Here is a 12,290-nt window from a genome sequence, read left to right on the forward strand (position 1 = left end):
GTCATGGCCGCCCTCCTCGATCAGTGGGTCGTGACCGCCGCCCTCGGTACGGGAGTAGCGGTCCACGGCCTCGGCTGGTGGTATCTGTATCAACGCCATCAAGGAGAGCAGTAACTCCAACGATCGCACCCTGGTCTGGCAGCGGCCCCCTGGATTCAGGTCGTTGTAATGGCCGCCAGCGCGGCCGCGATCGATCTCACGTCAGTAATGACCGACCGGCCGGATCGCCTCAACGTGACCTGACCGGTCGTGTCGGCCACCACAACCGTTGGAACACTTCGAACCGATAATGCATCGGCCAAGGGATGGTTGGCACTAACGATATGCACGGGCACACCGGCATCCGTAAGAGACTCGATGGCGAGCGGACAAATGCGGCAGTCCTCGGTCGTGAACATCGTGACGCCGGGTGCCACTCCTTCAACCTGACTCCCCCGCCGCCGTTCCCACATTCCGACGAGCACCCAAACGGAAAAGAGCACCGCTACCAGGACGACCGATCGGACGATCACGTAGCCGGCTCCATGATGAATCGCTCATACATGATGCACCCGACGCAGATCCTCGTCGTGGCTGCCAAACCTGCCAGGGCCGTTACAAGCAACGTCAGAGCCCATCCGACGATGGGAACTCCTCCATACAGCCCGGCCAGAGCCAGACCGAGGACTATGGCCCCGATCAGCTGGGCGAACGCAGGCGGGCGGGCATCTTCGAAATCGGATGGGCCCGCTGGCTGGAAGCGGGGGCGGATAAAGCGCACGTACAACTGGGTGATCGGAGCCAACCGCGAACCGCCAACTCGAGAAAGAACGAGAATGGCGAAGGCGACTGCCACCAATTCGGGACTGGAACGGACAAAGGCAACCGCGGTGAGCGAGCTGGTTACTGCTTGATTGATTCGGGGGACGTTGACATCAACGATTGGCAATGGAGTACTCCTCAAGAACAGGGTCTGTGCGGCGAACGTACTCTCGGGTAGGGCCGCTAGTAATCGAGGAGGGGCAACACTGCGCCTCCCGGGGCTACCCGAGAGCGAAAACACAGACAGCGACAACGTTGCGACATCACTGCCACTCTAACCGATCTGCCTTCTAGAGCATTCCCACGGTTCGAACGAGGAGCGAAAAGAACCCGTCGGCGTCGACGTGGCGCATGACATGCGCATTGGGGGTTCGGCCTGACACTCCCCACCAGTCGACGACCGTCATCCCTCTGGTCAGCGGCGATTCGGTCTCAATCTCAACGTTGCAGAACCTCCCCGAGAACAGCCCCGGTTCGAGCAGGTAGGCGATGACGCACGGATCATGGAGCGGGGCCCCTTCGGTACCGTACTTTTCCATGTCATAGCGGTCGAAGAACCCGATCCAACCTGCCACGACTTCTCCGGCAAGATTCCCGATCTCCTTGAACGATCTGACCCGATCGGGATTGCTCAACACCTGATGCGTCACATCGAGAGGCATCATGACGAGATCAATGCCAGAACTGAAGACTTCAGCCGCCGCCACCGGATCGACATAGATGTTGAACTCGGCAGCCGGAGTGGTATTGCCCCCCTCAAAGAAGCCACCACCCATCATTACAATTCTGGACAGACGCCCGGCGATGGTCGGTTCCAGACGAAGGGCAAGCGCCACATTGGTGAGCGGGCCAAGGGTGCACAGGGTTACCTCACCGGCCGGTCGATTCATGATCAGCTCGACAATCTTGTCGGGCGCGAACCCTTCGGATGCCAGACGGGAAGGAGGCGGAAGATCGTAACCGTCAAGACCAGACGGTCCGTGCACATGCTCGGCGGTTACAAGCTCTCCTTCCAGAGGACCACCGGCGCCCGCGTACACCGGCAGATCCGACCGATTGGCGAGATCACAGACTTTTAGCGCATTCTTGACTGTGAGATCGAGCGGTACGTTGCCCGCCCCGACCGTGACGGCCAACACATCCAGGGTGGACCCCAGCGCCAGCAGCAGGGCCACTGCGTCATCCTGGCCAGGGTCGGTATCAATGATGACCGAATTACCCATGGTGTGCCTCCTTGCAGACGTACCTCCGGCAACCTAGCGAATCAAAATGACGACCCATATTCGCCATCGCCGCACCAACCTGTTCCGACGGTACGGGTAGTGTCCACCTAATGCGTCGTCTAAGAGAAACCTGGAGAGGATGGTTGGGGGTCGCCCTGGCCCTCAGCCTGGCGGCGGCGAGCATCATCGCTGACTTCCAACTGCAACGAACGGTCCAACGGGTATATACCGCAGCCCTCGATGATGCCGGACAAGGGCGCACGACACTCCAGAACATCGATGAATTGATCGGCCGCACCCTCGCCGCCATCGAATTCTCGATATTGGCCGCCGATCAAACCGGATCAGTCGTACTTGATCCCCAGGCTCGCCGCCAGCTCACCGTTCAGGTCAACACAATCACCGCCTCGGCGGAGTTCGGTTTGTCCGAAACGCTCGATCGAACAATCCACCTTGATGCCAGGTTGGACACTCTTGGTCTGTTGTCGGGACGGCCGCCCGACCGGCTCATTACCCCCGACGTGATCAGCCTACGAGGAACTATCGTGGAAGCGGCGAACACCGCCACCCGGCTCCTTTCCGAGGACACCCCGCTCGACAGCGACCAGATCGACTCCATGCGCGGGCGCCTCGAAGGAGCGAAGGATCTCGAGTCTGACATCGACAGTCGATTGGGCGATGTGACCGAAGTGCTGGAACAAGTACGATCGACCATTCGCTGGCGGATCCACCTACTCGTCACCCTGGCCCTCATTACGCTCGGATGGTTTGGTTATCAGAGCTGGCGATCGGTCGTCGCCAAACGGCCCGAACGCACAACCATCGATCCCGACTAGGTTTCGTCTATGAAACCCGGTAATACACCGCTCGTCGAATTCCCTCGAATGGCGCCGACCGGAACGCGACTATTCGCAAAACTCGAGTGGTACAACCCCACCGGATCGATCAAGGATCGACCGGCATGGTTCATGTTCTACAACGCCAAACAGAACGGTCATCTCCCGCCAGGCAAACCGCTCATCGAGGCGACTTCTGGCAACACTGGAATCGGTCTTGCCCGGCTGGCGCTCATCAACCAGCATCCGATGATCATCTGCCTTCCCCGGACGGCTACCGAGCAGCGCAAAGAGCTACTCCGGGCCTACGGTGCAGAACTTATCGAAGTCGATGGCGGTCCAAATGGAGCCATCGCCAGAGCCAGGGAACTGGTCGATGCCGGAGAAGGCCACATGGCGTATCAATACGGCAATCGGTGGAATCCCTACTCGCACTTCTTCGGGACCTCTGTCGAGATCGTACGGGAGTGGCCATTACCCACACCACCCGACCATCTCTTCGCAGCCTATGGCACCGGCGGAACACTGACCGGCAACAGTCGTGGTCTCAGACACGCCTACCCGAACATCAAGGTTCATTCTGTAGAGCCGTTCGTTGACGATCCTATCGGAGGGATGCGGAGCCAGGATGACCCCTTCCAGCCGCCGGTCGCCGACCTCTCGCTGGTAAACGACCGATACCAGGTTGCCAGGGCACGCGCCGAGCAAACCGTCAGCGAGATCATGCACGAAGAGGGCTACTTTGCCGGCACATCCTCTGGGGCAATCATTCACGCCGCCCAGTTGGAACTGGAAAAGACCGGTGGAACCGGGGTGGCGCTGCTGCCTGATGCCGGCTGGAAGTACCTGTCCGGGCCGCCCTGGCAGCCTCCGACTTAGATGGCCGCCAGCGGATCAGCGTCCAGGTTTTGCCAACCACAAAACTGACATAGCTTGGCTCCAGCCGATACCGCCGAGTCGCATTTCGGGCATCGAAGGGCCGGTCGGACAACGTGGCCGTCTACCGCCCCATCGGTTCCGTCTATCTCTTCGATCTTGGCGATCAATTGTTCGCGGGTGTAGCCGTTCTCTTCAAGCAACGCCCACAGAGCTTCGGTTACCAACGACAGCCGCTGCACCCGATCCGCGAGCTTGTCCGCCTCAGACGAGAGCGACGGGGCAAAAGACTCGGCCGAAGCCGCCATCCCGATCCGCTTTCCGAGCATTCTCGATCCAAGTACATACCCCGAGATGAAATCCATCGTCTTCCCCCTGTGTCGGCTAACTGTCGGTGAAAACCGGCTTCCGCTTCTCAACGAACGCGGCGGCGGTTTCCCGAGCGTCGTCAATTTGAGACGCACTCGCCATCACCTCGGTTGCAAAATCGTACGCCGTGCGCAGATCCATGTCGATCTGTCGGTAGAACGCCTGCTTACCGATCGCCCTTGACAAGTTGCTTCCCCTGGTGGCTCTCGCCATCAACTCTTCGGAGGCGAGCGGCACTTCATCGTCGGGTACCACCCGGTTGATCAGGCCCCACGCCAACGCAGTCGCCGCATCAATCGGGTCACCGGTGAGGAGCATCTCCATTGCATGTTTGCGCCCGACGGCCCGTCCTACCGCAACACCGGGGGTTGTACAGAACCAACCGCCCCGGCCACCGGGAAGCTGGAAACGACTGGACTCCCCCGCTACCGCAAGATCACACGACGCGACAAGCTGGCACCCGGCGGCGGTTGCCAACCCTTCAACCTGAGCGAGCACAACCTGGGGAATCGACTGAATGATTTGCATCACATCTGAGCAGATGCCGAGAATCTTCTTCGTTCCGCTGAGATCCCGGGAGGCCATTTCGTTCAGATCGTGCCCGGCCGAAAAGACCGGACCCTGAGCAGAGAGAATTACTCCTGGGGCCGTCGACTGTCCAATGGCCTCGAAGGCCGACAGTAGCTCCCGCAGGTGAGCTTCCGACAGGGCGTTACGACGAGCCGGCATGGCCATCTCGACCCTGGTGTAGCCCTCCGTCTCAGTGATAACGATGTGGTCGTAGTGCACGGTCAACCCCTCCTCATAGGCCGGTACGCGAGTGGGTCTAGGCAAGGGCGGCATGGGCCGCCGCCAGCCTCGCAACCGGAACCCGGTACGTCGAACATGAAACGTAATCGAGACCGACATCGTGACAGAAGGCAATCGAAGCGGCATCGCCGCCATGTTCGCCACACACCCCGATCTTCATATCGGGACGTTGGCCCCGTCCTCGTTCCACACCGATCCGCACCAATTCGCCAACTCCGGCGATATCGAGCGTCTGAAAGGGATCAGCAGGTAGGACCCCGCGCTGAACGTACCCTGGCAAGAATCGGCTTGAGTCGTCACGACTCATACCGAGGGTCATTTGGGTGAGGTCGTTGGTGCCGAACGAGAAGAACTCGGCCACGGTGGCCAACTCGTCGGCTCTCAGGCAAGCCCTCGGCAACTCAACCATCGTGCCGACCAGATATTCAACCCTGAGCCCGTGATACAAGAACACTTCCTCGGCCACCGACCTGATCAGCTCTGCCTGGGTTCGCAGCTCGGGCTCAAACCCGACCAGCGGGACCATGACTTCAGGCATGACCGTGATTCCCCTGTCAACGCACCGAACCGCTGCGGTAAACAGCGCTCTGGCTTGCATCTCGGTCACTTCGGGGTAGGTCAGGCCGAGCCGGCAGCCTCGATGTCCGAGCATCGGGTTCTCTTCTGCGAGACGCTGCACCTGGGCAATGACGACCTCACGATCGTGAATCTCCTCCAGCAATCGATCAATATCGTCCAGCCCGTTCAGCAGACGAAGTCGGAGCTTCAAGTCGGTGAGTTCCCTCGCCAGATCCTGTTCATTGGGAAGGAATTCATGGAGCGGCGGGTCGAGGAGCCGGATCGTCACGGGGAACCCGTCCATCGCGGTGAAAATGCCCTCGAAATCAGCGGTTTGATACGGCTCCAGCTTGGCGAGCGCCTCGCGGCGGGCTACCTCATTCGGGGCCATAATCATCTCTCGCATGGCCGCGATGCGCTCCTCACCAAAGAACATGTGCTCGGTCCGACACAACCCGATGCCCTGAGCGCCCAATCGCCTGGCCTCGGCGGCGTCTTCCGGTGTGTCCGCATTGGCCCGCACGCCAAGCCTCCTGTGACTGTCTGCCCAACCCATGAGAATGTCGAAGTCCTCATCGGTCTCAGGCTCAATTGTCGCAACCTGTCCGGCCATAACACGGCCGGTGTTGCCATCGACCGTGATCCAATCCCCCGCTGCCAAAACGACATTGTCGAAGCGGACCAGGCCCTTCTCGAAATCGACTTGCATATTCGAGCAGCCGACAACGCACGACTTGCCCATGCCCCGGGCCACAACCGCCGCATGCGAGGTGACACCACCCCGGGCGGTAAGGGTTGCCCGGGATGCCACCATGCCATGAAAGTCGTCGGGATTTGTCTCATGGCGCACCAGAATCACCGGCGTCCCCGCTTCGGAAAGATCCACCGCCGCATCAGCTGTCAGGACGATCTGGCCGGATACCGCCCCCGGTGACGCAGGCAAGCCCACCCCGATAACCTCCACCTCGGCGGCCGGATCAACCAGAGGGTGTAGCAACTGTTCAAGCTGATCAGCCGAGACGCGCTGGAGCGCTTGGCGCTCGTCGATGAGTCCGGTGGCGGCCATATCGACGGCAATCTTGACCGCCGCCCGGCCGGTCCGCTTTCCCGAACGAGTCTGCAACATCCATAACTTTCCGTTTTCGACGGTGAACTCAAGGTCCTGCATGTCGCCGTAGCGAGTTTCAAGTCGCCCGGCAATCTCGAGAAGTTGCCCGTACGCTTCGGGAAATGTTTCGGCCATATGGTCGATCGGCAGCGGGGTCCGCATACCGGCCACCACATCTTCGCCCTGCGCATCGGGAAGAAACTCCCCGAAAAGGTGCGCTTCACCGGTGGTGGGGTTGCGAGTAAAGGCTACCCCCGTCCCGGAGGTCGGGCCGCTGTTGCCAAAGACCATCGCTTGAACGTTCACGGCCGTTCCGAGGGTGTGCGGAATACCGTTCAGATTGCGATAATCCTGCGCACGCTTGTTGGACCAGGAGTCAAAGACCGCCCCAACCGTCAGTCGCAGTTGCTCGTAGGGATCGTCCGGTACCTCGTGTCGGGACTGGCCATACACGATCGCCTTCAAACGGTCGACCAACCCCGATAGTGCCTCGGCAGGCAAATTCCCCGGGGTGTCACACCCGTTCATGTCGAGAGTCGCCTTGACGGCGCCCTCGAACCGATCTGGCGCCACCCCAAGGACGATCTCGCCAAACATCGTGACAAATCGACGGTACGAATCCCAGGCGAACTGATCATCACCGGTTACCCTTGCCAGACCCACTCTGGCCTGCTCGTTGATGCCGAGGTTGAGGACCGTGTCCATCATCCCGGGCATGGAGACGGCAGCCCCCGACCGTACCGAGACCAGCAACGGGTTCTCGGCTGAACCAAATTCTTTGCCGGTCAACGTCTCGAGCCGACCGATGGCTTCCTCGACCTGCTTCCACATAAGATCTGGAAACACGCTTTGCTGTTGGTAGGAGCGGCAGGCATCCGTTGTTATGGTGAAACCAGGCGGAACTGGCAGGTCGGCCTGGGTCATGCTCGCCAGAGCTGCCCCTTTGCCTCCCAATGCGGCTTTATTGGTTGCGTCGCCGTCCTGGAAATCGAATACCCACGTGTCCGCCATTGATCACCCTCGTCGTCTTGCATGCCACTCTATCGCCCATCCGCACGGGACGTTGCCCCGTGGCAAAAGGTACTCCGAATCCAGGGTGAATCAAAAGAGGCGATCTTGCGGGCCGACGCGCTCGAGGCCATTCCACGGTAGGTGGTCCATGAAGACCCAGGACTTACGATGGATAAGCGATGGGCCATACCAGGACAGCGCCGCTTTGTGGCGCGGGCATGGGTAACCCTTGTTGTCATCGAACGAATAGGACGGGTAGTGCTCGGATGCCGATCGCATCAAGCGATCCCTGGTTACCTTGGCAAGGATGGACGCAGCGGCGATCGAGAGGGACTTGGAGTCGCCGCGAATGATCGTCTGGGTGTTCCGATGACCAACAAAGTCCCAGTTGCCATCGACCAGCACCGCATCGACCTTTCCCGGAAGGCCCCCAAGCGCCCGTCGGGTCGCCAGACGTTGTGCCTCGGACATGCCCAGCGAATCGCATTCCTCTGGTGACGCGTGCCCCACCGCCCAGGCGTCAACCCACCCATCGATTCGCTCGAATATGGATTCTCGCTCGGCTTCAGAGAGCATTTTCGAGTCCCGGACCTTGTATACCCGGCGATCGCGGGGAACCACTGCCGCTACAACGGTGAGCGGTCCAGCCCACGAACCCCGACCGACCTCATCGATGCCGGCGACGATGTTTCGCCCTCGATCCCAGTGTTCGCGTTCAAACGACAATCCGGGTGGATTTCGCTGGAGAGCCTTACGAAGCTTGGGGACGGTCACGGTGGGACCATACCTCACGTGAATCAGTCACTGTCAACCTGGTCAATGACAAATCCGCTGGTCGGAAGTGGAAACCTGATGCGGAACGTTGATCCGACGCCCAGTTCACTTTCCACCGACACGCTCCCACCATGACGCTCGGCAACATGGCGGACGATGGCCAGACCAAGACCGGTGGCTCCGGTGTGTCGCGACCGGGCGGTGTCTACCCGGTAGAACCGCTCAAAAATCCTCGGCAAATCCCGCGCCGGGATGCCAGACCCGCTATCGGCTACCAAGACGACGGCCTCATGCCCGTCGGTCTTCACCTCCACGTGCACGGTTCCACCGGCGTCGGTATGTCGGGCGGCGTTACTCAGCAGGTTTCTCAGGGCTAGTGCGACGTCCGGCGCGCTTGCCTGGATTACCAGGGGGTCTAGATCCACCGTCACGGTCAGATGATTGAGTTCCGCTGCAGCGACCTCCTCCAAGGAGACAGCCGCGAGATCGGTCGGCGCTACATCGAGATCGCGCGCTTCGAGACGCGACAAATCAAGCAAGTCCGACACAATCCGGCCGAGCCGGTAGGCACTCGCCTCGACCTGCCTACTGAAATGGCTTACCGCGGCCATGTCTCCGTCCTCGGCCGCTGTCTGAATTGTTTCTGCCGCCGCACGAATGGCAGCTACCGGTGTTTTCAGTTCGTGCGATGCGTCGGCCACGAAATCTCGCCGGATCGACTCGGTACGGACCCGATCGGTCACATCCCGCAAGACCACGACAGACTGGTCGGCAGACGGTTCCACCACGACGTCGACGAGCCTGGCGCCGACTGTCATCCTGGTGGGAGCAGCCCGCTCAGCCGCCATCTTGGCGATCGCCTGGTTGCGCAGCCGCCCGTCGTCCGACAGCGACGAGCCCAGCATGCGGCGGGCGGCGGGGTTGGCATAATCGACCAATCTGCCCCTCAACAGCAACACGCCTTCATCCAAGGCTTCCAGTACTCGATCACGTAGGTCCTGTTCCGTTTCAAGCTCTCCAACTCTGGCGTGAATCTGATCGGACAGAGACCGGACGGCGCCCGACAGTGCCGATACCTCCGGCGAACTTTCCAGCCGACCCCCAACGAGCACCTCCTCAGCTGATTGACCGGCGGCGATCTGGGTGACCGAAGTGGTAAGTGCCTGCATGAGGCGTTGGGTTCGACGACTGACGACACCCACCACTGCCAAACCGGCGACCGACACCACGAGCGCGCCGAGGATAGCTCTCAGCCGAACCGGGATCATCCTCTGGCGTACTTCTTCTAGTGGGACAGACAACCGCACGACCCGATTTCCATCACGAATCGCCACGTAGAGAAGTTCTTCTCCAACGGTTTGACTGAGTCTCGTCGAGGTCCCCATACCTTCCGCCCATGCTTCAATGATCTCCGGGCGACTGTTGTGATTGTTCATGGTCGCCGGGTCAGCGTCTGAGTCAGCCTCGACAACGCCGTTGGCGTCGACGACAGTGATTCGGATCCCGAGGGCTTCAGCCAGATCGTCGACGGATCGCTCGACCGGGCTGGCTCCGAGAGCGATGGCCACCGCTCGACTCTGCGCTTGAGTGCTGGTGGTCAACTCCTCGATGAAGCCTGACCGGGCAGCCTGGTCGATGAAGACGGCGGTGATGACAAAGACAACGATGACGGAGAGAACATACGAGATCGCCAGCTTTGTACCGAGACCACTTTTCACGTGAGGAACTTGTACCCCATGCCGCGCACGGTAATGATGTGTTCGGGCTTTTTGGGTTCTCGCTCAATCTTGGAACGCACCCGTTTGACGTGAACGTCCAGCGTTTTGGTGTCCCCGAAGTAGTCATATCCCCATATCTGGGCGATGAGATCGTCCCGCGTCACAAGTTTCCCGGTTCGTTCCATGAGCATCTCGAGGAGGGCGAACTCCTTGGGTCGAAGATCGACCTCGATCCCGCGCACGGTTGCGACATGTCTGCCGACATCCAATTCGACATCGCCTCCCAACAGGATCACTTCGTCGTGGCTGACTTCGATCGTCGACCTCCTGAGGTTGGCTCCGACTCTGGCAACCAGCTCTCGCATCGAGAACGGTTTCGTCACGTAGTCGTCCGCGCCAAGCTCAAGGCCGGCAACCTTGTCGGCTTCTGCGTCCCTGGCGGTCACAACGATCACCGGTACCGAAGATCTCGAACGTAGCGATCGAAGCACATCCAGTCCCTGCATCGACGGCAGCATCAAATCTAGGAGGACCAGGTCAGGGCTGTTTCTGCGCTCTAGGTCGAGTCCCGCCAACCCGTCATCAGCCACCAGGACGACATATCCTTCTCGCTCAAGACTGTATCTAATGGCGTCCAGCAGAGCAGGCTCATCCTCAATGATCAGAACAGTCCGCGAGGCGGTCATCAATTGCGTCCCGTATCCCAGTCCTCTGAAGTGAACTCGCGGAACACGCCTGAAAGGAGGAAGGCGACTTGCTCGGCGATGTCAACTGCCCGAGCGCCAACCCGTCCAAGGTTGCGGGCGACCACGGTCATACGAACGGCCCATTCGAGCTGCTCCTCGTCTTCGCGGCATTTGGCGACCAGTTTGTACATCGATCGTTCCAGGCGCTCAACCGGTCGACCCATGATCGGAACCGACATGGCAAGATCGAGGTCACGGCGTTCCAGGGAATCGAGGGCGATATCAACCATCGGGCATACGAGGTCGACGATTTCGGCGACAGTGGCGAGAACCTGCGGATGGGATGGCATCCCGATGGTCGCTCGAACCGCCCCGGCGGTGCTCACTGCCTGGTCGCCGATGCGCTCAACGGAATGGCCACTGTGTAGAACCACCGACATGACCCTCAAGTCGCCCGCTACCGGTGTCTGGAGGGCCATGGTTTGTAGCCAGGCTTCTTCCAGCTTTAAGAACCGCAGGTCAAGCGGGTCATCATCCTTGATCACCTGTTCAGCCCCGAGCCCGTCCCGACTGACAAGCGCCTGACCCGCCCGCTGGACCATGTCACGGGCGTACTGGCCCATGGAAACCACTTCACCGACCATGTCCTCGAGTTGTTCGTGAAAGCCGTGCCTCTGATCGTTCATCCGAACCTTCCCGTGATGTAGTCCTCTGGCGTTTTCTGGCGAGGATTTGTAAAGATGGTAGGCATGTCACCGTATTCGACCAGACGACCGGTCCTATGACCGTCTTCAGCCACCACGGCGTTGAAAAACGCCGCTCGATCCGATGCCCACGCCACTTGCCGCGTGTTGTGCGTGACCACGCCGATCGGGTACTCGGGCTTCAGCTCTGTCATGAGCTCCTCTATACGCAGCGTGGCGATGAGATCGTATGCCGAAGCAGGCTCGCTCATCAGTGCGACGTCGGGGCGTGTGACAAAAGCCCTGGCCATGCATCGTCGCCGTTGCTGTCCACCTCACAGCGCGTCGCCAGATTCATGCTGATCGTCCTCAATCTCATCCTAAGCATCGACAGCCGAATCTTTGCGCATCTACTCAGGTTGCCACTCTACCGGTTTTTTTACTCAGCCAGGAACGTAGAACTTCCAAGTTACCGCATACGATCCACAAACTGAACGTCAGGTAAACGTTGCAATCGGGCTATATCGACGGCGTGTGGTCACGGAAGTAGGCTTCGCCCGGCGCAAGGGAGATGGATGAAGAACATCGTACTGGGGTTTATCGCGATCCTGCTGTTCCCGGTCGTCATCGTGGTGGCGATCGCCGGGCTCTCGGGCATCCTGGTGAAAGGCGTAACGTCTGGCGCCGAGGCCGAATCGGTAAATGGATTCACCCTTGGAGAACTGAAGGATTACGAACTGAACGCAGTGGGAGGCTCCGACACCCAGTTCTATCCGCTGTCCAAGGTGCTCAGCTCCTTCGACCGACAAGCCTCAACGCTCGCCCTTGGTCGGGACA

Annotated in this window: 14 protein-coding genes; 3 read left to right on the top strand and 11 right to left on the bottom strand. The window is 60.1% G+C overall.

The annotated features are described in order from the left end of the window. Nucleotides 1-155 precede the first annotated feature (155 nt). From JJE47_11830 to JJE47_11840, 3 genes are all read right to left on the bottom strand, one after another. Complete coding sequence (locus tag JJE47_11830) at nt 156-512, bottom strand: hypothetical protein (GenBank protein ID MBK5268111.1); 357 nt, start codon at nt 510-512, stop codon at nt 156-158. Next, entirely contained in the window at nt 509-928 is a 420-nt protein-coding gene (locus JJE47_11835; protein MBK5268112.1) for a DUF4395 domain-containing protein, read from the bottom strand. Before JJE47_11835 ends, JJE47_11830 begins: the two co-directional genes overlap by 4 nt. Before the next feature lie 163 nt (nt 929-1,091). Beyond that, on the bottom strand, nt 1,092-2,024 hold the full coding sequence (locus JJE47_11840; protein ID MBK5268113.1) for a nucleoside hydrolase: 933 nt from the start codon (nt 2,022-2,024) through the stop codon (nt 1,092-1,094). Between the two features lie 110 nt (nt 2,025-2,134). Between JJE47_11840 and JJE47_11845 the strand changes: the two genes are divergently transcribed. Continuing rightward, the gene (locus JJE47_11845; GenBank protein MBK5268114.1) at nt 2,135-2,860 is read left to right on the top strand and encodes a hypothetical protein; all 726 of its coding nucleotides are present in this window, start codon (nt 2,135-2,137) and stop codon (nt 2,858-2,860) included. A gap of 9 nt (nt 2,861-2,869) precedes the next feature. Next, nucleotides 2,870-3,739, top strand: coding sequence for a cysteine synthase family protein (locus JJE47_11850; protein ID MBK5268115.1), 870 nt, complete (start codon nt 2,870-2,872; stop codon nt 3,737-3,739). Here the strand turns inward: JJE47_11850 and JJE47_11855 are convergent. The 8 genes from JJE47_11855 to JJE47_11890 all read right to left on the bottom strand — a co-directional run bounded on the left by JJE47_11855 (nt 3,736) and on the right by JJE47_11890 (nt 11,764). Then, entirely contained in the window at nt 3,736-4,065 is a 330-nt protein-coding gene (locus tag JJE47_11855; protein MBK5268116.1) for a hypothetical protein, read from the bottom strand. The genes JJE47_11850 and JJE47_11855 overlap by 4 nt on opposite strands. 55 nt (nt 4,066-4,120) lie before the next feature. Continuing rightward, nucleotides 4,121-4,948, bottom strand: a complete 828-nt coding sequence (locus JJE47_11860) for an enoyl-CoA hydratase/isomerase family protein (protein ID MBK5268117.1) — start codon at nt 4,946-4,948, stop codon at nt 4,121-4,123. Then, nucleotides 4,932-7,592 carry a pyruvate, phosphate dikinase gene (locus tag JJE47_11865; protein MBK5268118.1) on the bottom strand — a complete coding sequence of 887 codons (2,661 nt, stop codon included), beginning with the start codon at nt 7,590-7,592 and terminating at the stop codon, nt 4,932-4,934. The genes JJE47_11860 and JJE47_11865 overlap by 17 nt, the downstream gene beginning before the upstream one ends. Nucleotides 7,593-7,682: 90 nt before the next feature. Then, nucleotides 7,683-8,393, bottom strand: a complete 711-nt coding sequence (locus JJE47_11870) for a ribonuclease HII (GenBank protein ID MBK5268119.1) — start codon at nt 8,391-8,393, stop codon at nt 7,683-7,685. Beyond that, the gene (locus JJE47_11875) at nt 8,390-10,084 is read right to left on the bottom strand and encodes a PAS domain-containing protein (protein ID MBK5268120.1); all 1,695 of its coding nucleotides are present in this window, start codon (nt 10,082-10,084) and stop codon (nt 8,390-8,392) included. The genes JJE47_11870 and JJE47_11875 overlap by 4 nt, the downstream gene beginning before the upstream one ends. After that, the gene (locus JJE47_11880) at nt 10,081-10,770 is read right to left on the bottom strand and encodes a response regulator transcription factor (protein ID MBK5268121.1); all 690 of its coding nucleotides are present in this window, start codon (nt 10,768-10,770) and stop codon (nt 10,081-10,083) included. Before JJE47_11880 ends, JJE47_11875 begins: the two co-directional genes overlap by 4 nt. After that, nucleotides 10,770-11,456: a phosphate signaling complex protein PhoU gene (gene phoU / locus JJE47_11885; GenBank protein MBK5268122.1), complete on the bottom strand. Its 687-nt coding sequence runs from the start codon at nt 11,454-11,456 to the stop codon at nt 10,770-10,772. The genes JJE47_11880 and phoU overlap by 1 nt, the downstream gene beginning before the upstream one ends. Further along, nucleotides 11,453-11,764, bottom strand: a complete 312-nt coding sequence (locus JJE47_11890) for a hypothetical protein (protein MBK5268123.1) — start codon at nt 11,762-11,764, stop codon at nt 11,453-11,455. Before JJE47_11890 ends, phoU begins: the two co-directional genes overlap by 4 nt. A gap of 264 nt (nt 11,765-12,028) precedes the next feature. On the opposite strand from JJE47_11890, the gene JJE47_11895 reads away from it, so the two are divergent. Next, a partial coding sequence (locus tag JJE47_11895) for a hypothetical protein (protein ID MBK5268124.1) occupies nt 12,029-12,290 on the top strand: 262 nt, incomplete at its 3' end.

Source organism: Acidimicrobiia bacterium (assembly GCA_016650365.1).
GTDB lineage: Bacteria > Actinomycetota > Acidimicrobiia > Spongiisociales > JAENVV01 > JAENVV01.

What these genes read in the sequence shown, in the direction of transcription:
- JJE47_11840 (MBK5268113.1), bottom strand. Translation starts at nt 2,024, where the DNA reads ATGGGTAATTCGGTCATCATTGATACCGACCCTGGCCAGGATGACGCA.
- JJE47_11845 (MBK5268114.1), top strand. Translation starts at nt 2,135, where the DNA reads ATGCGTCGTCTAAGAGAAACCTGGAGAGGATGGTTGGGGGTCGCCCTG.
- JJE47_11850 (MBK5268115.1), top strand. Translation starts at nt 2,870, where the DNA reads ATGAAACCCGGTAATACACCGCTCGTCGAATTCCCTCGAATGGCGCCG.
- JJE47_11855 (MBK5268116.1), bottom strand. Translation starts at nt 4,065, where the DNA reads ATGCTCGGAAAGCGGATCGGGATGGCGGCTTCGGCCGAGTCTTTTGCC.
- JJE47_11860 (MBK5268117.1), bottom strand. Translation starts at nt 4,948, where the DNA reads ATGCCGCCCTTGCCTAGACCCACTCGCGTACCGGCCTATGAGGAGGGG.
- JJE47_11865 (MBK5268118.1), bottom strand. Translation starts at nt 7,592, where the DNA reads ATGGCGGACACGTGGGTATTCGATTTCCAGGACGGCGACGCAACCAAT.
- JJE47_11880 (MBK5268121.1), bottom strand. Translation starts at nt 10,770, where the DNA reads ATGACCGCCTCGCGGACTGTTCTGATCATTGAGGATGAGCCTGCTCTG.
- phoU (MBK5268122.1), bottom strand. Translation starts at nt 11,456, where the DNA reads ATGAACGATCAGAGGCACGGCTTTCACGAACAACTCGAGGACATGGTC.
- JJE47_11890 (MBK5268123.1), bottom strand. Translation starts at nt 11,764, where the DNA reads ATGGCCAGGGCTTTTGTCACACGCCCCGACGTCGCACTGATGAGCGAG.